Here is a 25,933-nt window from a genome sequence, read left to right on the forward strand (position 1 = left end):
AGCCCACCAGGTTCACCTGGTGCGCGGCCCAGATGAAGCCTGCGGCCGCTCGTCCGCGGGCTCATCGTGTGCCGGCCGCCGGCACGTCGCCCTGCACGGTGTCCCAGGGGGGACCGCCGGCAGGGCCGGCGGCGGGCGCCGCTCCGGCCAGCTCCAGGGCCAGCCGCACCGCCTCCTCCGGGTCGGAGGCGAACCGGATGGCCACGAGGCGGCGGTGGTCGAGGTACTTCCCCTCGATGAGGACCGGCTGCAGGCGGTCTGCCCATCCCCCGCTGCCCCGCACGGCCACGATGGGCTTTCGGTATAGGTACGCGTTGGAGATCTCGCCCAGCGTGCCGTTGCCACCGCCCACCGCCACGACGGCGTCGGCGGTGTGGATGAGGACCTGGCTGCGGCCTTCCATCGTCAGTCCGGTCGTGATGGGGATGTCGACGTACGGATTGGCCTGGCCGAGGTCGTCCCCGGGGAGAATGCCCACGGTCACGCCGCCTGCCTCCCGGGCCCCCTGGGAAGCCGCGGCCATCACCCCGTCACGGCCGCCCGTGAAGAGGATGGCGCCGGCCGCCGCGACGGCCGCGCCCACGCGGCGGGCCAGTTCGCGCAGCTTGGGCCCGATCTCCCCGGACTGGCCGATCACGGCGATGCGAAGCGGCACCGGTGTTCCTCCTTCCGTGCTCCGGGGGGTGGATTCGCCGGCCCCGCAGCGATTCCTCCGTCGCGCTGCCCTGGCAGGAACTGGCGGTCTTTCGGGGAATTCCAGGCGGTACTCAGCGCGGCCAGGTGCTGGGGCGAATAGGGTCGGCCCGTCCACCCGCCCGGGCCGGGCTCTCCGGAGCCCGGCTCGGGCGTTTCGCGGGTGCGGCCCGGACCCGGGCTCCACGACTGGCGTGGGCGCGGATCGCTGCCCGGGGACGGGGCGGGGCGATGGGACGGGTTTTCCGGGCCACCTCAGGGACAGAGGCCGCACACTGACCTTGACGGACTCGCCAAAATGAACGATACTTTTCCGGGTACTCTGCTTGGTACGAAGACACTGCACAAGACAAGCAGGAGGTGGTCCGCGTGGAGATCGGCAGGGAGGAACTGCTCTGGCTCTACGAGCGGATGCGGAAGATCCGCGAGTTCGAACTGGCCACGCGGGAGCAGTTCGCGCAGGGCAAGCTGCCGGGTTTCGTCCACCTGTACGCCGGCGAGGAGGCGGTGGCGGTGGGCGTGTGTGCGCACCTCACGGACCGCGACTACATCACGAGCACCCACCGCGGGCACGGGCACTGCATCGCCAAGGGCTGTGACGTGAAGGGGATGATGGCGGAGCTCTTCGGCAAGGCCACCGGGCTCTGCAAGGGCAAGGGCGGCTCCATGCACATCGCCGACGTCGACCGCGGGATGCTCGGTGCCAACGGCATCGTCGGCGGCGGGTTCGGCATGGCCACCGGGGCGGCCCTGAGCGCCAAGCTGCGCGGCACCGGTGGCGTGGCGGTCTGCTTCTTCGGGGACGGCGGCGCGCAGCAGGGAGCCTTCCACGAGGCCCTGAACCTGGCGGCGATCTGGAAGCTCCCCGTGGTGTTCGTCTGCGAGAACAACATGTATGCCGAATCGACGCCCGTCTGGTACCACAGCTCGGTCCAGAACATCGCCGACCGGGCGGCGGGCTACAGCATCCCCGGCCTGGTGGTGGACGGTCAGGACGTCTTTGCCGTCTTCGAGGCAGCGGGCGAGGCGATCCGCCGCGCTCGCGCCGGCGAGGGGCCGGCGCTCATCGAGGCCAAGACGTACCGCCACTTCGGCCACTTCGAGGGCGACCTGCAGACCTACAAGCGCAAGGAGGACCTTGAGCTATACACCGGTGAGCGCGACCCGATCCAGGTCTTCCGGCGGACCGTGCTGGGCCGCGAGCTGTTGACCGAGGACGACCTCGCCCGCATCGACGCCGCCGTGAAGGCCGAGATCCAGGAGGCGCTGCGGTTCGCGCTGGAGAGCCCGTATCCCGATCCCTCCGAGGTGACGACCGACGTCTACGTGAACCCGTGACAGCGACCCCATCGCGGTCAGGGGCGAGTCTGCCACCCGAGAGGAGGACCGTGAGATGGTCACGGAGGTAAGGTCCCGGGAACTGACCTTCGCACAGGCGATCAACGAGGCGCTCCGCCTGGAGATGCGCCGGGATCCCGCTGTCATCCTGATGGGCGAGGACGTGGCCGGGGGCGCGGCGGTCGACCACCTGGAGGGCACCGGCGCCTGGGGTGGTCCCCTCGGGGTCACCAGGGGCCTCGTGGAGGAGTTCGGCCGGGAGCGCGTCCGGGACACGCCGATCTCCGAGACCGCGTTCATCGGCGCCGCGGTGGGTGCGGCCGCCACGGGCCTGCGCCCCGTCGCCGAGCTCATGTTCATCAGCTTCATCGGCGTGGCCTTCGACCAGCTGCTCAACCAGGCCAGCAAGCTCCGCTACATGTTCGGCGGGAAGGCGAGGGTGCCGATGACCATCCGCACGCTCATCGGCGCCGGCTTCCGGGCGGCGGCCCAGCACAGCATGGCGATCTACTCCGTGTTCGCCCACATCCCGGGCCTCAAGGTCGTCGTCCCCTCCGACCCGGCCGACGCCAAGGGCCTCCTCGCCGCCAGCATCCGGGACGACGACCCCGTCGTCTTCTGCGAGCACATCGCGCTGTACAACGAGAAGGGCAACGTGCCGGAGGGCGAGTACGTCGTGCCGCTGGGCCGGGCGGCGGTGAAGCGCCCCGGTTCGGACGTGACGGTGGTCGCCATCGGCCGCATGGTGCGCCACGCCCTGGAGGCGGCCAGGGCGCTGGAGCGGGAGGGGGTCGAGGTCGAGGTGGTCGACCCGCGCACCCTCCACCCGCTCGACGAGGACACCATCCTCGAGTCCGTCCGCAGGACCGGCCGGCTCGTGGTGGTGGACGAGGCGAACCCGCGGGCCAGCATGGCGGCGGACATCACCGCCACGGTGAGCACGAAGGGCTTCGATTTCCTCGACGCCCCGCCGGTGATGGTGACCGCACCGCACGCCCCGGTTCCGTTCAGCCCCGTCCTGGAGGACGCGTACATCCCCTCGCCGGCGCGGATCCAGTCGGCCGTCCGGCAGGTCCTCGGCCGGTGAGGTGGGCAGAGTGGCCGTTGCCGTCGTCGTGCCCAAGATGGGTCTCAAGATGGAGAGCGCCACGCTGGTCCGCTGGCTCCGGGCGGAAGGGGAGCGGGTGGAGGCGGGGGAGGCGGTCGCCGAGATCGAGACGGACAAGGTCACGGCCCAGGTGACCGCCCCGGTCTCGGGCTTGCTCACCGGCCTCCGGGCCCAACCCGGGGACACCCTGCCCGTGGGGGCGGTGCTGGCCTACGTGGGCACCGGCCCCGAGGACCGCCCGGAGCCGTCGCCGGGACCGGTCGCCGCCGAGGTCGCGGCCGCCGCTCCTCCCGTGCCGTCGATGGCCGGTGCGGGGGCGCCCACCGCCGCGGAGGCCCAGGCGCCCGGCCGCCTGAGCCCGGCCGCCCGCCGGCTCGCCCAGGAGCTGGGCGTGGACCCGGACGAGATCGCCCGGGCCCACCCGGGCGTCCGGGTGACCCGGGAGGACGTCGAGCGCTGGGCGGCGGCCCGCCGGCCGGCGTCCCCCGTGTCCGGAGAGGCGACGCCGGCGGTGCGGCGGGTCCCGGCCAGCTTCATGCGCCGCACCATCGCCCGTCGCATGGTGGAGAGCCTGCGGGAAGCGGCGCAGCTCACCCTCTCGGCGGAGGTCGACGTCACCGAGCTGGTGCGGGTTCGGGAGGACCTCGCCCCGCGGCTCGAGAGGCGCTACGGCGTCCGCCCCACGTACACGGACTTCCTCGTGCGGGCGATGGCCCTGGCCGTGGCGTCCGTGCCCCAGGTGAACGCCCGCTGGGACGGGGATGCCGTGATCCTGCTCCCCGAGGTGAACGTGGGCGTGGCCGTCGCCCTCGAGGACGGGCTCATCGTCCCCGTCGTCCAGGGCGCCGACCGGCTCTCGCTCATCGAGATCAGCCGGCGCGTCCGCGACCTTGCCGAACGGGCCCGCACGGGGGCTCTCCTGCCCGGCGAGGCGTCGGGGGCGACGATCACCCTGACGAACCTCGGCGCGGAGGGGGTTGACGTCTTCACGCCGATCCTCAACCCTCCGGAGGTGGCGATCCTGGGCGCGGGGCGCATCCGCTCGGTCCCTGTCCTGGCCGACGGGCGGCTCGAGGCGCGGCAGGTGATGACGCTGAGCCTGACGATCGACCACCGGGTGGTCGACGGCGCCCCCGGTGCCCGCTACCTGCGCCGCGTCGGCGAACTCCTGGCCGACCCCCTGGTGCTCCTGGCGGGCGGGGCCTGAGGCAGAAGCGGGCGGACGCCGGCCCGCCGAACCGAAGCCGCCGTCGCCGGTCGCACGTTCAAGGAAGCCCTCTTGGGCAGGGCGCTCGTGTGCCTCCCCGGCGACCTGGTCAATGCCCTGGCGGCCTCCGGCGCGGCGGTGGCGGTCCGGCACCGGTATCCTGCCAGGCGGGCATCGGATCAGACGGCCTGACCGACGGCGCGCCACACGGGCCACAGGGGAAACGGCCCTGGCCGTGGAAGTTCCATGTTCCATGGAAGTGGACACACGGCCGGGGCGCTCCGCGCGCCCCCACCCGCCCTACCGCACCGTGATCACGGCGACCCTGATGGGGTTCGCCCTCCTCGGCGACTCCATGCTGTACGCCGTGCTGCCGGCTCGCGCTCCGGAGGCGGGCGTCACCGCCGTTCAGGTGGGGATCCTCCTCAGCGTGAACCGGTGGGTCCGGCTCGTCACGAACAGTCTGGCGGGTCGAACCGGCGAGCGGGTGGGTTGGTCGTGGGCCTTTGTGGCCGCCTTGTGGCTCGGCGCCGCGACGACGGCCGTCTACGGCCTGGCCTCGTCGTTCTGGCTCCTGCTCGCCGCCCGCCTCGCGTGGGGCCTGTCGTGGTCGTTCCAGCGCCTGGCCGCTTTCGGCGCCATCATCGCCGACAGCAGCCCGGCTGACCGCGGTCGCCTCGCCGGGCTCGCCAACGGCGTGTTCCGGCTGGGCAGCCTCGTGGGTGCGCTGGCCGGCGGGCTCCTGACCGATGCCGTGGGATTCCGGCCCACACTGTGGCTGTTCGCCGGGATCTCCGGGGCCGGGGCCCTGGCGGCGACCTGGGGGGCTCTCCGCCGTCCCGACCTGAGCCCCCCGCACCGGCTGAACGGCCCTGCGGCCCCGCCGGCCCGCCGGGTCGGGGGCCCGACCGCCCCTGCGGGGGACGGCCCGCCACCGGTTCGCCGCGCCGCCCTCTACCTTGGCGCCTTCGCCACGCAGCTCGTCGTCAGCGGCCTGGTGACGGCGACCATGGGCCTCCTCGTCGTCCGCCGCCTCGGGACCATGGTGAACCTGCCGGGCTTCGTCCTGGGGGCCGCCTCGTTCAGCGGCGTGATGCTCACCGCGAGGTGGCTTGTCGACCTGGCCCTGGGAGCGCCGCTGGGCGCGCTCTCCGACCGGATGGGGCGCGACCGCACCCTGGCGGCGGCCGTCGGGCTCTGCATCGTCGGTCTCCTCGCCCTCAGCGTAGCCCGGAGCGCCGGGGCAGTTGCGGGCGGGGCGGCCCTGGTGTGGCTCACCGGCACCACGCTGGCGGCCACGCTGGACGCCCGCGCGGCGGAATGGGCCGGTAGCCGTCCGGAACGGACCCTGGCCCGCTACACCACCGCGGCCGACACGGGCGCCGCGCTCGGCCCGCTTCTCGGAACCCTCCTGGCCGAGCGATGGGACCTCGCCGTGGCGTACCGGGCGGCAGCCGGAATCCTGACGGCGTTCTGGCTGGTCCACGCCGCAGCGGCGTTCCGACGCAGCCGGGACGGATCGACTCCGCCTCCGGTCCGCCCCGATCCGCTCGCGCCACCGTCCGGGCCCTGAGAGTTCGCCACCAGCAGGGACGGCGCAGGTTGCGGGCGAACCCCTTATGGCCGGGGGTGGGGGACCTGCGCGCGGTGGGGATCATCGCCAACCCGGCGGCAGGGAAGGATATTCGCCGGTTGGTGGCGCACGCGTCGGTTTTCGACAACGCCGAGAAGGTGAACATCGTCCGGCGGGTCCTGTTCGGTCTCGAGGCGGTCGGCGTGGAGCGGGTCATCATCATGCCCGACTCGTACGGGATTGGCCTGCGGGCGCTGGACGGGATCCGTCTCTCGATCGACGCGTCGGTTCTGGACATGCCGCTGACCGCATCGCAGGAGGACTCGACCCGGGCTGCGGCGGTCATGGCCGGCCGGGGCGTGGGGGCGATCGTCGTCCTCGGGGGTGACGGCACGAACCGGGCCGTGGCGCGGGCGAGCGGCGACGTCCCCCTGGTCCCCGTCTCGACCGGCACCAACAACGCGTTCCCGGAGATGGTGGAGGGAACGGTCGCTGGGATGGCGGCGGGGCTGGTGGCCCGGGGCGTGGTCCGCGCGGCCGTCCGCCGCGTCCCCTGCCTCGAGGTGCTGCGGGGCGGCGAACCGGTGGACATCGCGCTGGTCGATGCCGTGGTCTATGACGAGCTGTTCACCGGGGCGCGGGCGATCTGGGACGCAGGGAAGATCCGGCGCGTCTTCCTGGCGCGCACGCGGGTGGATGCCACCGGCATGGCGGCGCTCGGCGCCTATCTCGGGCACCGCTGCCCGGGCGACGGGCAGGCAGGGGCGATGATCACGATCGGCGAGGGCCGTGGGAGGGTCCTGGTCCCCATCGCCCCCGGCATGGTGCGCTGGCTCCCCGTCGCCGCCTGCGAGGCGCTCGCCCCGGGCCGGCGTGTGCCGGTGGCGGATCGGCCGGCGGTCATCGCCCTCGACGGGGAGCGGGAGGTCGAAGTGCGGCCGGGGGACGGGACCGAGATCCGTCTGAGCCCGCACGGCCCCCGGGTGGTGCGCATCCGGGACGCTCTGGCCGAGGCCGCGCAGCAGGGGTTCTTCGTCGACTCGAGCAGCCTTGACGGCTGATCGGCTTCACCGGATCGGTTCAACGTCTGTTATACGGGGCGCGCGGGTCCCCGCGCATCCCCGTCCCCGACGATCCTCGCGTACCCGACGATGGGGTGACGGCAGTGTGGCGCGATCCCCCGACCGGACCCCCGGACTCCGCCCGACAGCTGGTGGCCGTGCTGGAGGCGACCACCGACCTCGTCGCGACGCTGGAGGCCGCGGGCCGGCTCCTGTACCTCAATCCGGCCGGCCGGCGCCTGCTCGGGCTGGACGTGGACAGGGACGTGAGGGACCTCCGGGTCGGTGACCTGTTTCCGGAGCGGCTGCGCGCGCAGGTCCTGGACGAGGCGCTGCCGGCGGCGATTCGTGCCGGCGCCTGGAGCGGGGAGACAGTGCTCGCGGCTGCCGGCGGCCGCGAGATCCCGGTATCGATCGTCTTCCTCGCGCACAAGGCACCGGACGGCACGGTGGAGTTCCTCTCCGCCATCGCGCGGGACATCGCCGCGCACAAGCGCCTGGAGGAGGAACTGCTCCACCTGGCGAACCACGACGACCTCACGGGCCTCCTGAACCGCCGCCGCTTTCAGCAGGAGCTCGAACGGGAGCTGGCCCAGGCGCGGCGGTACGGCACCCACGGGGCCCTCCTCTTCGTCGACTTCGACAACTTCAAGGCGGTGAACGACTCGCTGGGCCACCGGGTCGGCGACCAGATGCTGGTCCGGCTGGCGGGGCTCCTCCGGGAGCAGCTGCGGGAAACGGACGTCCCGGCGCGCCTCGGCGGGGACGAGTTTGCCGTGCTGATGCCGCATACCGGGCCGGAGGAGGCGGAGATCGCCGCCCGGCGGATCCTGAAGGCCGTCCGGGAGCACCGCACCGTCGTGGGCGAACAGGCCGTGGGGGTCACCGCGAGCATCGGCATCGCGGTGTACCCCGAGCACGGGACGACGGCAGAGGAACTGCTCACCCGGGCGGATCACGCCGTGTACGAGGCCAAGAAGACCGGCGACCGCCACTGCGTCTACGCGCCGGGCGAGGGGCCCCACCAGCCGATCGGGGGTCCCCGGCCGCAGCCACCCCGGACCCCTGGCTCGCCGGAGCTCGATTCCCTCTGGGCCAGCGGCCTGGCCCGGGGGCTCATCGCCCCGGTGTCGGCCCTTCGCCGGGCGGTCGACGCGCTCGCCGGCCGCCCTCCGGACGCCGGCGAGATCGCGGACGCGGCCCGACTGGAGCTGAGCCGGCTGGAGCGGGTCGTCCAGGCGCTCCACGTCGTGGCCGATCTGGACCGGGTCGGGCCGCGCACCCTGGAGCCGGTCCCGGCCCAGGACCTGCTACTGCAGGCGGCGGAATCGCTCAAGGATCGGGCCGACGCCCAGGGCGTCCGCTTCTTCGTTCCCACCGGCCGGCCGGCCCTGCCGGGGCAGGAGACGCCGGGCGGACAGCCGGTCGGGGACTGGCTGGTGGTGACCGCACACCCGGCGCTCCTGCGGCAGGCCTTCTCGTTCCTGCTCGAGAACGCGCTCGATGCCATGCCGGGCGGCGGCCTCATCCTCCTTGACTGGACGGCCGAGGAAGACGGGGTGCGACTCGACGTCATCGACAGCGGTCCGGGCATCGACCCGGAGGTGCAGGGGCGGGTGTTCGAGCCGTTCTTCACCACGCGCCCCGACCGCCTGGGCGTGGGTCTCACCCTCTGCCAGGCGATCGTGCGGGCCCACGGCGGCACCGTCCGGCTGGGGGCCGGAGTGGCGGGCGGGGTCCGGGCCTCCGTCTTCCTCCCTCGCCGGAGACCGGGCGGGACCGGGCCGCGCCCTGCCGGGATGGCCGGCGGCCAGGAGCCGGCATCCGCCGCGGAGTCCGCCCGCGCTCGCCTGGAACTCTACCGTCTGGTCGATGCGCTCGGGCCGGAGGACGTCCCCGTGGCGCGGCGCTTCCTCGAGCTTCTGAGCCGGGCGGACGGCCCGTGAGGTCACGCGGGGTCAGGCCGGCGCGACCGCGAGTACCACCTTGCCGAATTGCTCGCCCCGTTCGAGCAGGGTGAAGGCCTGCGCCGCCTCGGCAAGTGGGAAGACCCTCGCCACCTGGGGGACCAGGCGGACGTGCCCGACGAAGCGCAGGGCGGCGGCGAACTCGGACTGGTTGCTCATCGTGGTACCCAGGAGGGCGACCTGCTTCCAGAAGAGCGCCCGGAAGTTCAGCGTGCCCTCCGCACCGGTCGTCGCGCCGAAGTAGGCGATCCGGCCGCCCCGGCGCACCGCCTCCACGCTGATCGGGAGGGTCAGCCGGCCGCCGCTGTCGACCACCAGGTCGGCCCCGCGCCCGTCCGTGAGCTCCTTCACCCGTGCCGCCACGTCTTCCCGGCGGTAGTGGATGGCCGCGCTCGCGCCCATCTCCAGGGCGCGGCGGAGCTTGTCGTCGCTGCTGGAGGTCACGATGGCCCGCGCGCCCATCGCCACGGCGATCTGGAGGGCATAGAGGGCCACGCCGCCGCCGATGCCGTGGATCAGCACCGTCTCTCCGGGCTGGAGGCGGCCCCGGCTCACGACCGCCCGCCAGGCCGTCGCCAGCGCGAGCGGGAGCGCGGCGGCCTGGCGGAAGTCGAGATGCTGCGGCTTGGGGTAGAGGTTCTGGGCCGGCACGCGCACGAACTCCGCCAGGGTGCCGTCGCTCGGCCCGCCGAGGATCTGGAAGCGGTCGCACAGGCTGTGCTCGCCGGCCAGGCAGGCGGGGCACGTCCCGCACGACAGGGTCGGGTTGATGACGACCGGGTCGCCGGGCCGGACCGAGGTGACACCGGGCCCGACGGCCTCCACGACCCCGGCGCCGTCCGAGCCCATGACGAAGGGCGGGAACCCCTGACTCGTCGCCCCCGACCTCAGAAAGAGGTCGCGGTGGTTGAGCGCCGCCGCGTGGAGCCGGACCACGGCCTCCCCGGGGCCCGGGGACGGGTCCGGCCGCTCCGTCAGGACCAGGGAGTCCGCCGTGCCGGGCTGGGCAAGAACGACGGCTTTCATCGACGTCCCCTCCTCTCCGCTCCATCCTGCCGGCGCCGGATCGCCTGCCGCTACCCGGTGGGCAGACCCGCCAGACGCTCGAACAGGAGCCCGTACGCTTCCAGCCCCCGGCGGAAGCTGGACAGCCGGAAGAACTCGTTCGGGGCGTGGATGTTCTCGTCCGGCAGCCCGAACCCGAATGTCAGGGTGTGCACGCCGAGCAGCGAGAAGAACATCGCCAGCACCGGGATGGTGGCGCCCGTGCGGACGTACACGGGCGGCCTGCCGTACACCGCCTCGAGGACGCCGTGCGCGATCCGGTTCGCCGGATGCTCCGGCGGGATGCGGTACGGGCGGGCCAGGCCCTCGAGCCGCCGCACGGCGACCCGCACGCCGGGGGGCGTGTGCGCCTCCACGTGCCGGGCGATGAGCTCCTGCACCTCCGCCGGGTCCTGATCGGGGACCAGCCGGCAGGTGATCTTGGCGTGCGCCTCGGCGGGGAGCACGGTCTTCACGCCCTCGCCCTGGAACCCGCCCCAGATGCCGTTCACCTCGAGGGTCGGGCGGGCCCAGCGGCGCTCGAGCGTGGAGTACCCCGCCTCGCCGAAGAGCGCCGGCACGCCGAGTTCGGCCATGTAGTCCTCGTCCCGGAAGGGGACGGTCGCGATCTGCACCCGCTCCTCGTCGGAGAGGGGCCGCACGCGGTCGTAGAAGCCCGACACCCGGATCACCCCGTCAGGCCCCCGCAGGCTGTCGAGGATCCGGACCAGGGCGTGGATCGGGTTCTGGACCGCGCCCCCGTGGACGCCGGAGTGCAGGTCGGAGGCGGGGCCGCGGACATCGACCTGGACGGCGCAGAGCCCCCGGCTGGCGATGCACAGCGCCGGCTGGTCCTCCGACTCCTGGCCCCCGTCCGCGTTGACCACGAGGTCGCAGCGGAGGAGGTCCCGCCGGGCGGCGATCAGCGCGCCCAGCTGCGGGCTGCCGATCTCCTCCTGCCCCTCGAAGAGGAACTTCACGTTGAGCGGCAGGCGGCCCTCGGTCCGGAGCAGCGCCTCGGCGGCCAGGATCGGGATGAGCATGCTCCCCTTGTCGTCCGAGGCGCCCCGGGCGTACACCCGGTCGCTGTCCCGGTGCGGCGAGAAGGGCGGGTGGTGCCAGAGCTCCAGCGGGTCTGCGGGCTGGGTGTCGAAGTGGCCGTACACGAGCACCGTGGGGGTCCCCGGGGCGTGCAGCCAGTTGCCGTAGACCACCGGGTGGCCGCCGGTCGGCAGCACCTGCACGTTCTCGATCCCCGCGGCTCGCATCCGGGCGGCGACCCAGTCCGCCGCCCGGGCGACGTCGGGTGCGTGCTGGGGGAGGGCGCTCACGCTGGGGATCGCCAGGAAGTCGAGCAGTTCGCCGACGTAGCGGTCCCAGTTCCGGTCGATGTGCAGGCGATACCCGGTCATCTCCGTTCAACCCTCACCGTTCCTTCTGCTGCGGCCTCCCTCAACGTTCCACCCGGGGCCCCGCGGCTCCTTCCTGCCCCAGGGCAGGAACGGGCCAGTTCGCGTCCAAGGATCTCCGGGACTGCCAGGCACGCGTGCAGCGGGGAGGCGAGAACATGGCCCTCCAGGTCGAGTGGCTCCGCCATGCGAGCGTCCGGATCCGCACGGAAGAGGGCTTCACCGTTTACGTCGATCCCTGGGAGGTCAGCGGGCCCCCGGCGGACCTCATCCTGGTGACCCACCCGCACTACGACCACTGCTCCGCCCCCGACGTGCGGAAGCTCCTGGGTCCCCGCACCACCGTCGTGGCGACGCCGGCTGCCGCGGCCGACCTGCGCAGAGGTGGCGTCCGCGCCGCGATCGTCGAGGCCCGCCACGGCGAGCCGGTCGAGGTGGAGCCCGCACGCGTGCTTCCCGTGCCGGCGTACAACGTGAACAAGTTCCGCTCGCCGGGCGTGCCCTTTCACCCCCGCCACCCCGACTTCGCCGGCTACGTGCTCACGCTGGGCGGGGAGCGCGTCTACGTGGCCGGGGACACGGACGTGATCCCCCCGGAGGTCGAGCCGCCCATCGACCTCGCCATCGTGCCCGTCTCGGGGACCTACGTGATGACCGCCGAGGAGGCGGCCGCCGAGGTGAACCGGCTGCGGCCCGCCCGGGCGATGCCCGTGCACATCGGGGCGATCGTGGGCAGCATGGCGGACGCCCACCGCTTCGCCGCCGCCTGCCGGGTGCCGGTAGTGCGGCCGGGGGAGTAGGGCGGGGCGCGGTGGCGGTCCGGGCCCTGGCCCGCGTGCCGGGCACCTGGGGGGAGCTGGTACAGGGGGCCCTCGACGGGGTCGACTTTCTCATCACGTGCCCCGTCGACCTGTGGGTGGATGCCCTGGCCAGTGCCGGGCGCGCCGGCGCCGACCTGCGTGGCGCCGGGCGGACCCACGCCGGCTGGCGGGCGCCGCCCGGCCGGGAGAAGGTCGCTGCGGTCCTGGCCAGCCTCCCCGGCCGGGGGCGGGTACGGATCTGGAGCCCCCTGCGGCCCGGAGCCGGCATGGGGAGCAGCACCGCCGACATGGCGGCGGCGCTGGCCGCCGCGGCGGCAGCCGGCGGCCGGCCTCTCGATCCCCTGGACGTCTTTCGCCGCTGCCTGGCCGTCGAGCCCACCGACGGACTGATGCTGCCCGGCATCGCCCTGGTCGACCACCGCCGGGGCCGGCGTGTCGAGCCCCTGGGTCCGGCACCGCCCCTCGTGATCCTGGGAGTCGACCCGGGCGGTGCCGTGCCCACCCGGGATTTCAATCGCCGGGAGGATCTCGACGCGGCCAACCGCCGCAAGGAGCCGCTGGTGCGGGAGGCGCACGACCTTGCCGTGCGGGCCGTCGCCGCCGGGGATCCAGCCGCCCTGGCGGCGGCAGCGACGCTCAGCGCCCGCGCGCACCAGGCAATCCTGCCGAATCCGCTGTGGGAGCGGGCCACTGCCCTTGCGAGGGAGATCCGGGCCCTCGGCCTGAACGTGGCCCACAGCGGGGTGGTGCTCGGCTTCCTGCTCGATCCCCGGCACGCGGACGCGCCGGCCGCCCGGGCGTTCCTCGAGCGCCGGCTGGGCCTGCCGGTCCGGTTCCTGCGCCTGGTCCCGGGCGGGGTGCGGGTCGCGTCACTGGGAAGGGAATTCGTGGGATCCATTCGCGCATCGGAGAGGAGGCGGCCGGATGCCCCCTCGTGTCCGCATCTGGGGCCGGCACGACGCTGACACCCTCCGCCAGCTCGAGATGTGTGCCCGAACGGGCGAAGTGGCGGCCGCGGCACTCATGGCCGACGGGCACAAGGGGTACTCCCAGCCGATCGGGGGCGTGGTCGCCTACCGGGGCCAGATCAGCCCGTCAGGCGTGGGTTTTGACATTGCCTGCGGCAACAAGGCGGTGCGCACCGACCTGCGTGCGGAGGAGATCCGCCGCGACCTGCCGCGGATCATGGACGAGATCGCCCGGACCGTGAGCTTCGGGATCGGACGGAAGAATCCCCGCCCGGTCGACCACGACCTCTTCGACGATCCGGCGTGGACGGTCCACCCCGGCGTGGCGGCCCTCAAGGACCTTGCCCGCCAGCAGCTCGGGACGGTCGGAGGCGGCAACCACTACGTCGACCTCTTCGAGGAGCCGGCAACGGGCCTCGTCTGGGTGGGGGTGCACTTCGGCAGCCGCGGCCTCGGGTTCAAGACGGCCACCGGCTTCCTGAACCTCGCCGCCGGCCGGCCGTTCGACGCGCCGGGCCGGCGGGAGTCGATGGACCAGCCCCCGGTGGTCCTCTCCCTTCGCTCGGACCTCGGCCAGGCTTACCTGGAGGCCATGAAGCTGGCCGGCCGGTACGCCTACGCCGGGCGGGACTACGTGGTGAACCAGGTACTGGCGATCCTGGGCGCCCGGCCGACCCTCGAGGTGCACAACCACCACAATTACGCCTGGATCGAGAAACACGACGGCGAAGAGCTCGTCGTCGTCCGCAAGGGAGCCACGCCGAACTGGCCGGGCCAGCTGAGCTTCATCGGCGGCTCGATGGCCGACATCGCCGTCATCGTGCGCGGCAAGAACAGCCCCGAGGCGCGGGACGCCCTGTACAGCACCGTCCACGGGGCGGGGCGGATCATGAGCCGGACCCAGGCGGCAGGCAAGTGGAAGCGCGTGCGGGGGCGCCGTGTGCGGATCGGGGGCGCGGTGAGCGAGGAGGCGATGCGCCAGGCCGTGCGCGGCTACGGCGTGGAGCTGCGCGGCGGCGGTCCGGACGAGGCGCCCCAGGTGTACCGCCCCCTGCAGGAGGTCCTCGACGCCCACCGGGGGACCCTCGAGATCGTCCACGTCCTGCGGCCGATCGGGGTCGCCATGGCCGGGCCGGAGGAGGAAGACCCGTACAAGGATTAGCCCCTCTTGGTCCCGCAGCGGCGGTCGGTCCTGCCGGGAAGCAGCCGGGCCCCACCCGGCGGCACGTGTAGCCCGGCTCGATCACTCGCCGAGCAAGAGGCCCTCGAGGCGCTCGCCGTAGGCGATCTGAATGAGCCACCGCCCGTGGACGGAAGGCCAGCCCGGGCTGCCGAACCGCCCCGCCTCCCGGCAGGTGGCGGCGCCCGGCGCGCAGCGCCACACGGTGCCCGAGTCGGCGACCACGACCAGCTCGCCACCGGGAGCCGCCACGGCGGCGAAAGGGCTCCAGGGCTCCGCGGGCAGCGGCGGCGCCCCGGCTCCGCCCCACCCGGTCGCGAGGGGCTCGGGCGTCCCGCCGGACACCGACTGGATCTCCAACGCCCACGTGGGGCCCACGGCCACGATCTGCCCGTAATTGCCGCGGGCCTCGCGGACGCGGGTTGCGGGGCCGCGGAGAGGGAGGAGGAACAGGCCGGCGTCGCCAAGCGGCTGCCCCGTGTCGACGTCGGCGTCGGGCGTCACCCCTGGCGCTACCCGCGCGGCCCGCACCACGAGGCCGCTGGAGTCCGGCAGCCAGCGCATGTCGAAGATGAACGGGCCCTCGCCGGGGCGCGCGGACCGGGTCTCCACCGGGAGGGTGAGCGTGGCCACCTCCCGGCCGTCGCGGTCCACCACGCGAACCGCGCCCGCCAGCAGGAACCCCCCGTCCTCGCCCTGGAGCCAGCGCCCCGTGTACCGTTCACTGCGCACCCGCAGGGCCAGCAGCCGGCCGTCCGGCGACCAGGCGCCCCCGCCCGGTTCCACGCCGGCCGGCAGGAGCGGCAGTTCCTCGCCGGTGTCCGCCCGGAGGAGGCCCTCCCCGTAGAAGCCGTACAGGACCCGTTCGCCGTCGGGGGATACTGCCAGGGGCACGGTGCCGGACGGTTCGAACACGGGCATGTTCCGCCGCACCGCTCCCGCGGCGCCCGCCTCGAGGTCGAAGCGGTAGAGCGTGCCCGTGCTGAGGTAGGCGTACCGGCCGGAGAGCCAGCCCTCCTCGAAGTCGATGGGCCGCACCACGGCCGGCAACGCTGCCAGGCGTCGGACGGTGCCCCGGTCGACGTCGTACTCCTCGGCGACGATCGACGGCCGGGCCGGCTTGCCGTCCTCCCCCGTGAAGGTCGTGCGGAGGACGACGAGCCGGTCGGCGCCCCGCCAGCCCAGCGGGAAGAACCCCACGGTCGGGTACGCGTCGGCGGTGTTGTGGCCGCGGGTCGGGAAGACCACCTGCTCCGCCAGGACGCGGCGCACCCCGCGCGCCGGGTCGAGCAGCACGAGGCTTTCCAGGGCGTCCTGTGGCTCCTTACCCTCTCCCTGGCTGAGGAGCACGACGGCCAGCCGTTCCCCGTCCGGGGACGGCAGCCAGCGGGGCGGTGGACCGGCGGGGAGCTGCAGGGACCACCGGGTAGGTTCCGACTGCCACGCCAACCCGTCCCGGAGGGCGCGCAGTCGCTCGAGCCGCGCGCCTGCCGGCACGGGAGGCAGGGGGGTCAACTCGACTTTGCGGGGCGCGTCGCCCGGGTTCATGAAGTAGTACAAGGGCTGGTATCCGGGCGCCAGAAAGGCGAACATCCCGTACTCGGGCAGCGTCACCGGCAGCCGCAGCGGCGTCGTGCCCAGAAGCTCGCCTTCCAGGTACACCTCCGCCCCCGGGGGGTCGGTTTCGACCAGCGCCCCGGTGGCGTTCCCCACTGCCGGTTCCGGCGATTCGCCGCCCGGCCCGGCGCCCGCTTCGGGTTTGCCGGGGGTGGCCGGCGGCGCCCCGGCGAGGTCCCCTGCCGGGCCGGCGGGAGAGCCGGCGTCCGAGGCGGGGGAGCCCGCCCCCGGTCCCTCGGGCCGGGGGCCTGGCGGCGTGCGGGCGGGCGTGCCCCCCGTACACGCGGTGGTGGCGGCGATGAGCGCGATCGACGCGAGCCACGCGGCCCGGCGCCTTGCTGTCATCGGTCTGACCTCCGGCGGAAGCGTCTTCACAGCGTTTGACGTTGCGCACAGCCCCCGGGTTGCCGGCCCGAAGGCTCGGGCCGTGCAGCTTTTCCGATTCGAATCGGCAGAAAGTTTCACTTACGGCTTGACAGAGCCTGACAGTATCATGGCTTCGGGGGAATGATCCGGTGCTGAACGCGCGTCAGCGGACCATCCTCGCCACGCTGATCGAGCAGGCGGACTATGTGGCCATCGCCGATCTCTCCCGGCGCCTGGGCGTCACCCCCCGCACCGTGCGTCTCGACCTGGAGGCCATCGACGAGTACCTGCGCGCCACCCCGTACCGCCTGGAGCGCCACAAGCATCGGGGCGCCCGCCTCGACATCCCACCCGAGGAGCGCGCCGAGTGGCTGGCCCGCCTCAGTCCCCTGATGGACCATGCCTACCGGCTCTCCCCCGAGGAACGCCGGCTGGCCATCCTTGCCGCCCTCTTGCGGCGGAACACCCCGATCAGCTTAGGACGGCTGGCCGACGAGCTCTTCGTCAGCCGTCGCACGGTGGTGGAGGACGTGAAGGCGGCCGAAGCCTGGCTGCGGGACCACGGGCTGGCGCTGCGCCGGCTTCCTTCCGGCGTTGCCGTGGCCGGGCCGGAGTCCGCATGGCGCCGGGCACTGGCGGAAGTGCTGGCCCCGCAGGGGGCGACCACCGGACGTACGCCAGGCTTTCCGCTGCAGCCGCTGCCCCCGGACGAGATGGAGCAGATCCGCCAGGCGGTAGCCGACGCCGCCCGGCACCTGCCGTTCGAGCTGGCCGACGTCGCCTTCGAGGGGCTTGTCTACCACCTGGCCGTCGCGGTCATGCGCCTGCGGTCCGGCCACGACATCGTGATGGATCCCACCCAGATGTCGGAGCTCGAGGGGCGACCGGAGTGGGCGGTGGCCAGTGCTCTCACCAGGGATCTGCAACAGCGGTTTCATCTCCGGCTGCCCCGCGACGAGGTCGGCTACATCACCCTTCACCTGCTGAGCGCCAAGGCGATCGGTACACGCAGCTCCCACCCGGGTGATGAGGATCGGGACGCCCCCTTGGTCGCGGCCGTGGATGCTTTCATCCGGATCGCCGGTGCGCACCTCGGGACCGATCTGACCGGGGACGACGACCTGGTCCGCGGCCTGATCCTCCACCTGCGTCCGGCGGTGTACCGGCTGCGATACGGCCTGCGGCTCGTGAATCCGCTGAAGGACGAGATCCTGCGGGAGTTCCCGTTCCTCGTGGCAGCCGTGAGGGCGGCCGCGCCCGCGCTCGAAGAGCGACTCGGCGTGCGCGTCACGGTCGACGAGCTCACCTATCTGGCGATGCACGTGGGTGCGCACCTGGAGCGGCAGGCCCGGCAGCTGCCCCCGCGAGCGCTCCTGGTCTGCGGGAGTGGTATTGGCACCGCCCGCCTTCTGCAGAGCCGCATGCAGCGGGCGTTTCCCGAGGTGCAGATCGTGGGCGTGGTCCCCTCGGCCAGGTTCCCCGCCGACCCCTCCCTCCGGCAGGCGGACCTGGTCATCTCCACCGTGCCGCTGCCGCCGGGTCCGAAGCCGGTCGTCGTGGTTAACCCGTTCCTGACGCCGGAGGACGTGCGGCAGATCCGGCAGGCCCTCCCGCAGGCGGGCACGGTCACTCCCACAGAAAGGATGCGAGGTCCGATGCTCGATGAAGTACTGAACGACGCGCTCGTGCGGCTGGACGTGCCGGCCGCCGACTGGGAAGAGGCCATCCGGCTGGCGGGTGGCCCCCTGGTGGAGGCCGGCCACGTCGAGCCGCGGTTCGTCGACGCCATGGTGGAGACGGTTCGCCGGATCGGGCCTTACATCGTGGTGGACCGGGGGGTGGCACTGCCCCACGCGCGCCCCGAGGACGGGGTGATCTCGCTGGGCATCAGCTTCGTCCGACTCCGGGAGCCGGTCGCCTTCGGCCACGAAACGAACGACCCGGTGAAGCTCGTGTTCGCCATCGCCAGCCCGGACGCCGAGATCCATCTGCGGGCCCTCCAGCAGCTGGCGGACCTCCTAGCGAAACCGGAAACGCGCGCGGTGTTCGAGCACGGAAGCGCGGCAGACATCCTGGGTATCGTGCGGAAGACGGGCACGGAAGAGAGGAGCTGAGCGCAGTGAAGATCCTGGCCGTGTGCGGGCTCGGACAGGGCACCAGCCTGATCCTGCGGATGAACATCGAGGACGTGCTCCGGGAGTTGGGGGTCGACGCGGAGGTGGACCACATGGACGTCAGCGCCGCGGCCGCGGAGAAGGCCGACATGATCGTCGCCAGCCCGCAGCTCGCCCCTCTCCTCGCCGGGCACAAGGCGAAGGTGGTGGTGGTGAACAGCTACCTCAACAAGGCGGAAATCAAGAAGGCCATCCAGGAGAACCTCTAGGGCCCCGAACCGCTGGCGTCCGCAGTTCTCGTCGAGGAGGGATCGAGCGTGCTCGCCGTCGCTCAGTGGCTGGCCAACAACCTCTTCGGGCAGCCCGCCTTCCTGATCGGTCTCATCGTCCTGGTCGGCCTGCTGGTCCAGAAGAAGACCGCCAGCCAGGTGATCAGCGGTACCCTCAAGGCCGTGGTCGGGTTCCTCATCATCGGCACCGGCGCCGGTGCGATCGTCAACTCGCTGCTGGTCTTCCAGCCCATGTGGGCCGAGGTCTTCGGCCTCCAGCAGCAGGCGCTCTCCAACTTCATGGGCTTCGAGACGTTCAGTCAGAAGTACGGCGGCGCCGTCGCCCTCGTCATGACCTTCGGCTTCCTCATCAACGTCCTCCTGGCCCGCTTCACCCGGTTCAAGTACATCTACCTGACCGGCCACATGATGTTCTGGACGACAGCCATCTGGATGGGCGTCGTCCTCGACTCGCTCGGGTCCGGCACCACCGTCAACACGTGGGGCCTGATCGCCTTCTTCTCGGTGTTCATGGGTCTGTACTGGACGCTGCAGCCCGCTCTCACCCAGCCCTTCATGCGCAAGGTGACCGGCGGGGACGACATCGCCTTGGGTCACACCTCCGCCTCGGTGGCGGTTCTGGGCGCCCTGGCGGGACAGATGTTCGGGAACAAGGAGCAGGACGCCGAGTCCTTGCAGCTGCCGAAGGGGCTCGACTTCCTGAAGGACTCCAACGTCGTCATCGCCCTGCTGATGGGCATCCTGTACGTGATCGGGGCCGCCATCGTGGGTGCGAGGTCGACGCCGGCCGCCCTCGAACTGGTGAAGAAAGCGGGGCAGAACAGCTTCATCCTGTACTCGTTGCAGGAAGCCTTCAAGTTCGCCGGCGGCATCGCGGTGGTGCTGTTCGGGGTCCGGCTCCTGATCGGCGAGATCGTCCCTGCCTTCCGGGGTATCGCCACCAAGATCGTCCCTGACGCCAGACCGGCGCTGGACTGCCCCGTGGTCTACCCGTACGCGCCGACTGCCTCGATCGTCGGCTTCCTGGGCGCCTTCGTCGCCTCCCTGGTGTGGCTGGTGGTCCTGGGCAAGACCGTGGGTTACGTCTTCGTGCCGACCATGATCGTGCTCTTCTTCCACGCTGCGACCGCCGGCGTGTTCGGCAACGCCACAGGCGGCCTGCGGGGGGCTTTCCTGGGTGGGGTGATCACCGCCACCGTGGTGGCCTGGGGCCAGTGGCTCATGGTGACCCGGCTCCTGCCCACGACCATCCCGGACACTGCCATGTGGGCGGCAGACAGCGACATGTTCCTCTTGGGTCCTCTCGTGAAGCTCCTGGGCGGGGTCCTGAGGTTCCTCTTCGTCTAGTCCCACAAGGCGCCGGAGGCCGCCCGCCCCGCCAGGGGCGGCGGCCTCCGGCCTTCCTCAGACAAGGAGTGGTACGACTTGCCGTTCGTCCGCACGCTCCTCGGTGACATTGATCCGGAAGAGATGGGCGTCACCTACTCCCACGAGCACATCGTCTGCCGGCCCCCGTACTGGCAGGAGAAGGGCGAGGACGACCTGCTCCTCGATGATCCGGTGAAGTCCCTGGAAGACGTGAAACGCTTCGTCCAGGCGGGCGGGAAGACCATCGTCGACGCCACCTGCCACGATTACGGGAGGGACGTGCCCGCGGTCGCCGAGATCGCGCGGCAGGCGGGCATCCACGTCATCGGCACGGCCGGGCTCAACAAGGGCTTCCTGTGGTCGGCCCGGCGCCCCGGCAGCGACGAGACCTTCGCCGAATGGATCGAGCGCCTCACGCTGGAGGAGCTCACCCGGTTCGTCGCCGACGAGGTTGAGGTCGGCATGGAGGGGACGCCCTACCGGGCCGGACAGGTCAAGTTCGGCACCGGCTACAACTCGATCTCCCCGCTGGAGGAGAAGGTCCTCCGGGCGGTGGCCCGGGCGCACCACGAGACCGGGGCGCCCGTCCACTCCCACACCGAGGCCGGGACCATGGCTCTGGAGCAGATCGAGCTCCTGAAGGAAGAGGGGGTCGACCTCCGCCACGTCAGCTTCGGCCACATGGACCGGAACCCCGACACCTACTACCACCTGAAGATCGCCGAGACCGGGGCCTACCTGTGCTTCGACGGCATCGGCAAGGTCAAGTACTACCCGGAGTCGGTACGGATCGCCTGCATCCTCGAGCTGGTCCGGCACGGGCACGAGCAGCAGATCCTCGTGAGCGGCGACACCGCCCGCAAGTCGTACTACCGGTCCTACGGGAACGGGCTGGGGCTCGGCTACATCCTCGAGAAGTGGGTACCCCGGTTCATCGAGGAGGCCGAGAAGGCGGGGTTCGACGGGAAGCGGCTCGTGCACCTCTTCTTGGTCGAGAACCCCCGCCGCTGCTTTACCTTCAAGAAAGGGGCGTGACGCGCTGTGCCCTGCTGGGAGATGGAGGCGCTCTCCGGGGAAGAGGCTCAGCGGCGCCTCTTGGAGACGGGGATCGCGATCCTTCCCCTCGGTGCGGTGGAAACGCACGGTCCGCACCTGCCGCTCGGCACCGACAACTACCTGGCGGCCTACGTCGCCCGGCGGGTGGCCGAGGCCCTCGGAGCCGTGGTGCTGCCGGTCATGCCCTACGGCCAGGTCTGGTCGCTCTATGGCTTTCCCGGGACCCTGTCGGTTGACGACCGGGCGCTTGCCGGGATCCTGACCGGGATCGGTCGGAGCCTGCGCGATCTCGGCGTCCCGATCTTCGCCATCGTCAACGCCCATCTCGGCAACGCGAACGCGATGAGGGAGGCGGCTCGGGCCCTCGAGGCGGAGGGCGGCCCGCTCACGTTCTACTTCTCTCACCCGGGTCTGAACGAGGCCGCGGAGCGGGTGCGGGAGTCCCCCCGGTTTCACGGCAGCCTGTTCCACGCTTGCGAGCTCGAGACGTCGATGATGCGCTACGTGGCGCCGGAGCGGGTCGACATGGCGAAGGCGATCCGGGAAGACCCCCGGGTGCCGCCGGACTTCGAGTACCGGCCCACCCGATGGCGCGAGCTCACCCGCACCGGCGTCATGGGCGACGCGACCCTGGCCACGGCGGAGAAAGGCAAGGTCCTCGTGGAGCACACGATCGAGCGGATCGTCGCGGTGCTCGCCGGGGCGAGGGCACGGCTGCGCGGCCCCGGGGAGGCTCAGCCCAGCACCCGCCGGTAGACCTCCAGGTACCCTTCCACCATGCGCTCGGCGCTGTAGTGCGCCTCCGCCCGCCGGCGGCAGGCGGCGCGGTCGATCTCGCCCAGCCGCCGGAGTGCCGTGACCGCCTCGTCCAGGTCCCGGACCACGAAGCCCGTCTCCCCGTGGGCCACGACCTCCGCGACCGAACCGAGGTCCATCCCGATCACCGGCGTCCCGCAGGCCTGGGCCTCGGCGAGCACGAGGCCGAAGGGCTCCGGCACCGTGCACAGGTGCACCAGCGCCCGGGCTCCGCCCAGGAGCCGGGCCCGCTCCTCCCCGCCGACCTCGCCCACGTACCGGATCCGGTCACCGTCCAGATGGGGCTCCACGCGGGTGCGGAAGAACTCCTGCTCGTCCGGCGGGACGTGCGCGGCGATGAGGAGGCGCCAGCCGGCACGGCGGGCCAGCTCGATGGCGAGGTGGAGGCCCTTCTTGGGGGATGCCCGTCCCAGGAACAGGAGGTAGGGGTCCGGGTCGGGTTCAGGCCGGAACGGGAACTCCCGCAGGTCGATGCCGTTCGGGACCAGGCCGGCGTAGTTCAGCTCGGGGACCGCCTCGATCTCCGCCCGGCTGATGGCCACGTACGGCCGGTCCCGGAAGCGGAGGAAGGCCTGCCGGCTGAGGGGCTCCAGCATGGCGGCGCCGTGCAGGGTGGTGACGACGGGCGTCCGGACCAGCTCGGCGTAGGTGAGCGGGAGCCAGTTGAGGTGGTTGTGGATGAGGTCGAACTCCCCGGCGCGGCGAAAGGCGTTGGCGATGTGGAGGGGGAGGTAGAGGGCCGGGTCGAGCGAGGGGTCCTCGCCGGTGGGCCGGGGACAGACCGTCTCGAGGCGGGCCCGTGTCTCGGACGTGCCGGCGGCGAACAGCGTCACGTCGTGGCCCCTGGCCACGAGCCCCTCGGCCAGGAGGCCCGCCACGTGCTCCCACGGGCCGTACCGCCGGGGCGGGACGCGCCAGGTGATCGGCGCCAGGATGCCGATGCGCAGGGGGATCACCTCCGGAGTGGGAAGCCGTCCGCCCCGTACTGTAGGGGGAGGCGGGCAGGGCCGCAACCGCGCCGGGTCCCCGTCAGGAGGGCTCCAGTGCGGCCACGGCCCCCGCGCGCCGCCGGGCGCGCCCTGGGCGATCCACATGGCTCGGACGGAGCGGGAACCCGCCATTCGAGCGTCGAAACGTCTCCGAAGACCGGTGAGTGCGGTGCGTTCCGGCGTGGAACGCTGCTGGTGCCGGATTTCCGGAGGTGATCCCCTTGGCGGTGGCGCCCATCGAGTGGGCCGACGGCCGGCTGCGGCTCCTGGACCAGACGCGCCTGCCGGGGGAGGTGCGTTACGTCGAGCCCGCCACGGCCGAAGCGGTCTGGGAGGCCATCCGGGCGCTGCGGGTCCGTGGCGCCCCGGCGATCGGCATCGCGGCGGCCTTCGGCCTGTACCTGGGGGTGCGCGGGTCGGAGGCGCGGACCCGCGAGGCCTTCCTGGCCGACGTCCGCCGGGTCGCCGAGTACCTGGCCACCGCCCGGCCGACGGCGGTCAACCTCTCCTGGGCGCTGCGGCGCGTGCAGCGCCGGGTGGAGGTCCTGGAAGCACCGGTCGACACCCTCAAGGCGGAGGTCCTGGCCGGAGCGCTGGAGCTCCTGGAGGAGGACCGGCGGACGTGCCGGGACATCGGCCGGCGCGGCGCGCCGCTGCTGGCCGGCGCCCGCGCGGTGCTGACGCACTGCAACGCGGGCGGGCTGGCCACGGCGCAGTACGGCACCGCGCTGGCCCCCATCTACCACCTGCACGAGCAGGGCCACACCCTGCGCGTCTACGTGGACGAGACGCGCCCCCTGCTCCAGGGGGCGCGCCTGACGGCCTGGGAGCTGCTCCAGGCGGGCATCCCGGTCACGCTCATCACCGACAGCATGGCGGCGGTGGTGCTGCGGCAGCGCCGGGTCGACGCGGTCATCGTCGGCGCGGACCGCGTCGCCAGCAACGGCGACACCGCCAACAAGATCGGCACCTACGGGCTGGCGGTGCTGGCCCGCGAGCACGGGGTGCCGCTGTACGTCGCCCTGCCGACCTCCACCTTCGACTTCTCGCTTCCGGACGGGGACAGGATCCCCATCGAAGAGCGCTCCCCCGACGAGGTCACCCACCTGGCCGGCGTGCGCACGGCTCCCGAGGGCGTCGACGTGTTCAACCCGGCGTTCGACGTGACCCCGGCTCACCTGATCACGGCCTTCATCACCGAGGTGGGGGTGATCCACCCGCCGTTCGGGCCGGCCCTCGCGCAGTTGCGGAAGGACCTCGGCCGGTGAGCGCCCACCGCCCGAGGCCGCGCAAGGACCGGCCTACCGCCAGCCCAGCAGGCGGCGGCCCTCCTCGGTGATCCGGTCCGGCGACCACGGCGGGTCCCAGACCAGTTCCACCTCGGCGTTCGTGACTCCGGGCACCCGGGCGAGCGCGTACTCGGCGACCCTCGGCAGCGACCCGCTCATCGGGCAGCCGGGGGTCGTCAGCGTCATCTTCACCCGGACCGAACCGTCCTCCTGGATGTCGATGTCGTAGACCAGGCCCAGGTCGATGACGCTCAGGCCCACTTCCGGATCGATCACGTTCCTGAGCGCCTGCCGGACGTCCTCGATGCGGACCAGCGGCACGGCTTGCACCTCCTCCCGGTCGCGCGGGCCTGACCTCAGGGTACCCGGGCGCCAGCGGTCGCGGTGTGACCGGAATCACCGGCAGACCGCCCCGGAAACGAAACGGGGCTGCACGTGCGTGCAGCCCCTTCCGTACGCCTCCGAGCGGCTAGCCCTTCGCCGCCTGGTACCGCTTCGCCACCTCGTCCCAGTTGACGACGTTCCACCACGCCACCAGGTAGTCCGCCCGACGGTTCTGGTACTTGAGGTAGTAGGCGTGCTCCCACACGTCGACGCCCAGGATGGGGGTGTCCCCGTCCATGTACGGGCTGTCCTGGTTGGCTGTGCTGTAGATGGCCAGGCTCTTGTCCGGCTTCATCACCAGCCAGGCCCAGCCGCTGCCGAACCGCCCCATCGCCGCCTTGGTCAGCTGGTCCTTGAAGGCGTCGAAGCTGCCGAAGGTCCTGTCGATGGCCGCGGCGAGGTCGCCCGTGGGCGACTTGCTGCCGCCCGGCTTCATGATCTCCCAGAACATGGTGTGGTTCGCGTGCCCGCCGCCGTTGTTCCGGACCGCCGTCCGGATATTCTCGGGCACGGTCTGGATCCGGCGCAGCAGATCCTCGACGGAGAGCGCAGCCAGGTCGGAGTGCCCTTCGAGGGCAGCGTTCAGGTTGCTCACGTACGCCCCGTGGTGCTTGTCGTGGTGGATCCGCATGGTCTGCTCGTCGATGTACGGTTCGAGTGCCGCGTAATCGTAGGGGAGCGGCGGGAGCTCGTGTGCCACGGAAGACCCCTCCTTGGTCTGGAATGAAGCGCGACCCCCGGTGACCGGCGAGAGCCGCCCGGGGCGGAGTATCCCCCTGGATGGCGGAGCCATTCGGGGGGCACGCGAGCGGGGTACCGGACGGAACCCCACTTCGGCAACTTGTTGTGAGTGCAAGTTACCGTACGACTCCGGACTGATTCTACGCGGCCCCGGAACTTTCCTCCTCCGCGAAGAGGGCTTGCCGCCAGGGCTGGTGCGCACAGATCCGTGGGAGGTGACGCACGTGGGAGCCGATGGTGCGCACCCTGAAGGCGGCAGAGTCGCTGGCCGAGGGGCAAGACCTCGAGATCCTCAACGACCGCGTGCCCGTCTTCCTGCGGCCGGTGCTCAGAAGCGGGGGTTTGCCTGCAAGGTGCACGAACTCCCCGCCGGCGGGGCGCGCGTTCGGATCGGGCGTAGGCCGGTCGGATAGCGAAACCTTTACCTTCCTTTGGTCTAGCTTGAATGCACCTTTCTCGGGGTGGCGAGTCTAACCGGCCCGCCGCTACGATCTTCCCGGAAACGGGACAGACCCGCCCCGGGTGCAGGCGAGG

Annotated in this window: 23 protein-coding genes; 16 read left to right on the top strand and 7 right to left on the bottom strand. The window is 72.3% G+C overall.

The window, feature by feature from the left end; all coding sequences use genetic code 11:
* Positions 1–61: 61 nt before the first annotated feature.
* Positions 62–655, bottom strand: a complete 594-nt coding sequence (locus caldi_RS03380) for a TIGR00725 family protein (RefSeq protein ID WP_264843707.1) — start codon at positions 653–655, stop codon at positions 62–64.
* 449 nt (positions 656–1,104) lie between these two features.
* Between caldi_RS03380 and caldi_RS03385 the strand changes: the two genes are divergently transcribed.
* The 6 genes from caldi_RS03385 (at position 1,105) to caldi_RS03410 (ending at position 8,926) form a co-directional block, all read left to right on the top strand.
* On the top strand, positions 1,105–2,031 hold the full coding sequence (locus tag caldi_RS03385; protein ID WP_264844720.1) for a thiamine pyrophosphate-dependent dehydrogenase E1 component subunit alpha: 927 nt from the start codon (positions 1,105–1,107) through the stop codon (positions 2,029–2,031).
* A 55-nt stretch (positions 2,032–2,086) separates the two neighbouring features.
* The gene (locus caldi_RS03390; RefSeq protein WP_264843708.1) at positions 2,087–3,118 is read left to right on the top strand and encodes an alpha-ketoacid dehydrogenase subunit beta; all 1,032 of its coding nucleotides are present in this window, start codon (positions 2,087–2,089) and stop codon (positions 3,116–3,118) included.
* A 10-nt stretch (positions 3,119–3,128) separates the two neighbouring features.
* Positions 3,129–4,346 carry a dihydrolipoamide acetyltransferase family protein gene (locus caldi_RS03395; protein WP_264843709.1) on the top strand — a complete coding sequence of 406 codons (1,218 nt, stop codon included), beginning with the start codon at positions 3,129–3,131 and terminating at the stop codon, positions 4,344–4,346.
* 253 nt (positions 4,347–4,599) lie between these two features.
* Positions 4,600–5,919 carry an MFS transporter gene (locus caldi_RS03400; protein ID WP_264843710.1) on the top strand — a complete coding sequence of 440 codons (1,320 nt, stop codon included), beginning with the start codon at positions 4,600–4,602 and terminating at the stop codon, positions 5,917–5,919.
* A 29-nt stretch (positions 5,920–5,948) separates the two neighbouring features.
* Positions 5,949–6,980 (top strand): ATP-NAD kinase family protein, encoded by a 1,032-nt coding sequence (locus caldi_RS03405; RefSeq protein WP_264843711.1) that lies wholly within the window; start codon positions 5,949–5,951, stop codon positions 6,978–6,980.
* Between the two features lie 104 nt (positions 6,981–7,084).
* Entirely contained in the window at positions 7,085–8,926 is a 1,842-nt protein-coding gene (locus caldi_RS03410) for a diguanylate cyclase domain-containing protein (protein ID WP_264843712.1), read from the top strand.
* A gap of 12 nt (positions 8,927–8,938) precedes the next feature.
* Here the strand turns inward: caldi_RS03410 and caldi_RS03415 are convergent, their stop codons facing one another.
* Together caldi_RS03415 and caldi_RS03420 are read right to left on the bottom strand one after the other, a co-directional pair.
* Positions 8,939–9,973, bottom strand: a complete 1,035-nt coding sequence (locus caldi_RS03415; RefSeq protein ID WP_264843713.1) for a zinc-binding dehydrogenase — start codon at positions 9,971–9,973, stop codon at positions 8,939–8,941.
* 50 nt (positions 9,974–10,023) lie between these two features.
* Positions 10,024–11,403: a dipeptidase gene (locus caldi_RS03420; RefSeq protein WP_264843714.1), complete on the bottom strand. Its 1,380-nt coding sequence runs from the start codon at positions 11,401–11,403 to the stop codon at positions 10,024–10,026.
* A gap of 155 nt (positions 11,404–11,558) precedes the next feature.
* Here caldi_RS03420 and caldi_RS03425 point away from each other — a divergent pair, with 155 nt between their 5' ends.
* The 3 genes from caldi_RS03425 to caldi_RS03435 are packed head-to-tail and all read left to right on the top strand — an operon-like array spanning position 11,559 to position 14,351.
* Complete coding sequence (locus caldi_RS03425; RefSeq protein WP_264843715.1) at positions 11,559–12,200, top strand: MBL fold metallo-hydrolase; 642 nt, start codon at positions 11,559–11,561, stop codon at positions 12,198–12,200.
* A gap of 11 nt (positions 12,201–12,211) precedes the next feature.
* Positions 12,212–13,186, top strand: a complete 975-nt coding sequence (locus caldi_RS03430; protein ID WP_264843716.1) for a GHMP family kinase ATP-binding protein — start codon at positions 12,212–12,214, stop codon at positions 13,184–13,186.
* Entirely contained in the window at positions 13,146–14,351 is a 1,206-nt protein-coding gene (locus caldi_RS03435; protein WP_264843717.1) for an RtcB family protein, read from the top strand. Before caldi_RS03430 ends, caldi_RS03435 begins: the two co-directional genes overlap by 41 nt.
* An 81-nt stretch (positions 14,352–14,432) precedes the next feature.
* On the opposite strand, the gene caldi_RS03440 is transcribed toward caldi_RS03435, so the two are convergent.
* Entirely contained in the window at positions 14,433–16,331 is a 1,899-nt protein-coding gene (locus caldi_RS03440; RefSeq protein ID WP_264843718.1) for a PEGA domain-containing protein, read from the bottom strand.
* 170 nt (positions 16,332–16,501) lie between these two features.
* On the opposite strand from caldi_RS03440, the gene caldi_RS03445 reads away from it, so the two are divergent.
* The 5 genes from caldi_RS03445 (at position 16,502) to caldi_RS03465 (ending at position 21,936) form a co-directional block, all read left to right on the top strand.
* Positions 16,502–18,466: a BglG family transcription antiterminator gene (locus caldi_RS03445; protein ID WP_264843719.1), complete on the top strand. Its 1,965-nt coding sequence runs from the start codon at positions 16,502–16,504 to the stop codon at positions 18,464–18,466.
* 5 nt (positions 18,467–18,471) lie between these two features.
* Entirely contained in the window at positions 18,472–18,735 is a 264-nt protein-coding gene (locus caldi_RS03450) for a PTS sugar transporter subunit IIB (RefSeq protein WP_264843720.1), read from the top strand.
* Positions 18,736–18,783: 48 nt separating this feature from the next.
* Complete coding sequence (locus caldi_RS03455) at positions 18,784–20,103, top strand: PTS ascorbate transporter subunit IIC (protein ID WP_264843721.1); 1,320 nt, start codon at positions 18,784–18,786, stop codon at positions 20,101–20,103.
* 78 nt (positions 20,104–20,181) lie between these two features.
* Positions 20,182–21,159 (top strand): phosphotriesterase family protein, encoded by a 978-nt coding sequence (locus caldi_RS03460; protein ID WP_264843722.1) that lies wholly within the window; start codon positions 20,182–20,184, stop codon positions 21,157–21,159.
* 6 nt (positions 21,160–21,165) lie between these two features.
* Positions 21,166–21,936, top strand: coding sequence for a creatininase family protein (locus caldi_RS03465; RefSeq protein WP_264843723.1), 771 nt, complete (start codon positions 21,166–21,168; stop codon positions 21,934–21,936).
* Here caldi_RS03465 and caldi_RS03470 read toward each other — a convergent pair.
* Positions 21,915–22,952 carry a glycosyltransferase family 4 protein gene (locus tag caldi_RS03470; RefSeq protein WP_264843724.1) on the bottom strand — a complete coding sequence of 346 codons (1,038 nt, stop codon included), beginning with the start codon at positions 22,950–22,952 and terminating at the stop codon, positions 21,915–21,917. The genes caldi_RS03465 and caldi_RS03470 overlap by 22 nt on opposite strands.
* Positions 22,953–23,212: 260 nt before the next feature.
* On the opposite strand from caldi_RS03470, the gene mtnA reads away from it, so the two are divergent.
* The gene (gene mtnA / locus caldi_RS03475; RefSeq protein WP_264844721.1) at positions 23,213–24,253 is read left to right on the top strand and encodes an S-methyl-5-thioribose-1-phosphate isomerase; all 1,041 of its coding nucleotides are present in this window, start codon (positions 23,213–23,215) and stop codon (positions 24,251–24,253) included.
* A 33-nt stretch (positions 24,254–24,286) separates the two neighbouring features.
* Here mtnA and caldi_RS03480 read toward each other — a convergent pair whose 3' ends face one another.
* Positions 24,287–24,595 (bottom strand): metal-sulfur cluster assembly factor, encoded by a 309-nt coding sequence (locus caldi_RS03480; RefSeq protein WP_264843725.1) that lies wholly within the window; start codon positions 24,593–24,595, stop codon positions 24,287–24,289.
* A 148-nt stretch (positions 24,596–24,743) separates the two neighbouring features.
* Positions 24,744–25,358 carry a superoxide dismutase gene (locus tag caldi_RS03485; protein WP_264843726.1) on the bottom strand — a complete coding sequence of 205 codons (615 nt, stop codon included), beginning with the start codon at positions 25,356–25,358 and terminating at the stop codon, positions 24,744–24,746.
* Between the two features lie 275 nt (positions 25,359–25,633).
* Here caldi_RS03485 and caldi_RS17705 point away from each other — a divergent pair, with 275 nt between their 5' ends.
* The gene (locus tag caldi_RS17705; RefSeq protein ID WP_406568099.1) at positions 25,634–25,873 is read left to right on the top strand and encodes a hypothetical protein; all 240 of its coding nucleotides are present in this window, start codon (positions 25,634–25,636) and stop codon (positions 25,871–25,873) included.
* Positions 25,874–25,933: the final 60 nt, after the last annotated feature.

It is taken from the genome of Caldinitratiruptor microaerophilus (assembly GCF_025999835.1).
GTDB classification, from domain to species: domain Bacteria; phylum Bacillota; class Sulfobacillia; order Symbiobacteriales; family ZC4RG38; genus Caldinitratiruptor; species Caldinitratiruptor microaerophilus.

Coding starts and splice junctions, on each gene's coding strand:
- caldi_RS03425 (WP_264843715.1), top strand. CDS start 11,559: ATGGCCCTCCAGGTCGAGTGGCTCCGCCATGCGAGCGTCCGGATCCGC.
- caldi_RS03435 (WP_264843717.1), top strand. CDS start 13,146: ATGCCCCCTCGTGTCCGCATCTGGGGCCGGCACGACGCTGACACCCTC.
- caldi_RS17705 (WP_406568099.1), top strand. CDS start 25,634: ATGGTGCGCACCCTGAAGGCGGCAGAGTCGCTGGCCGAGGGGCAAGAC.
- caldi_RS03440 (WP_264843718.1), bottom strand. CDS start 16,331: ATGACAGCAAGGCGCCGGGCCGCGTGGCTCGCGTCGATCGCGCTCATC.
- caldi_RS03400 (WP_264843710.1), top strand. CDS start 4,600: ATGGAAGTGGACACACGGCCGGGGCGCTCCGCGCGCCCCCACCCGCCC.
- caldi_RS03415 (WP_264843713.1), bottom strand. CDS start 9,973: ATGAAAGCCGTCGTTCTTGCCCAGCCCGGCACGGCGGACTCCCTGGTC.
- caldi_RS03385 (WP_264844720.1), top strand. CDS start 1,105: ATGCGGAAGATCCGCGAGTTCGAACTGGCCACGCGGGAGCAGTTCGCG.
- caldi_RS03390 (WP_264843708.1), top strand. CDS start 2,087: ATGGTCACGGAGGTAAGGTCCCGGGAACTGACCTTCGCACAGGCGATC.
- caldi_RS03420 (WP_264843714.1), bottom strand. CDS start 11,403: ATGACCGGGTATCGCCTGCACATCGACCGGAACTGGGACCGCTACGTC.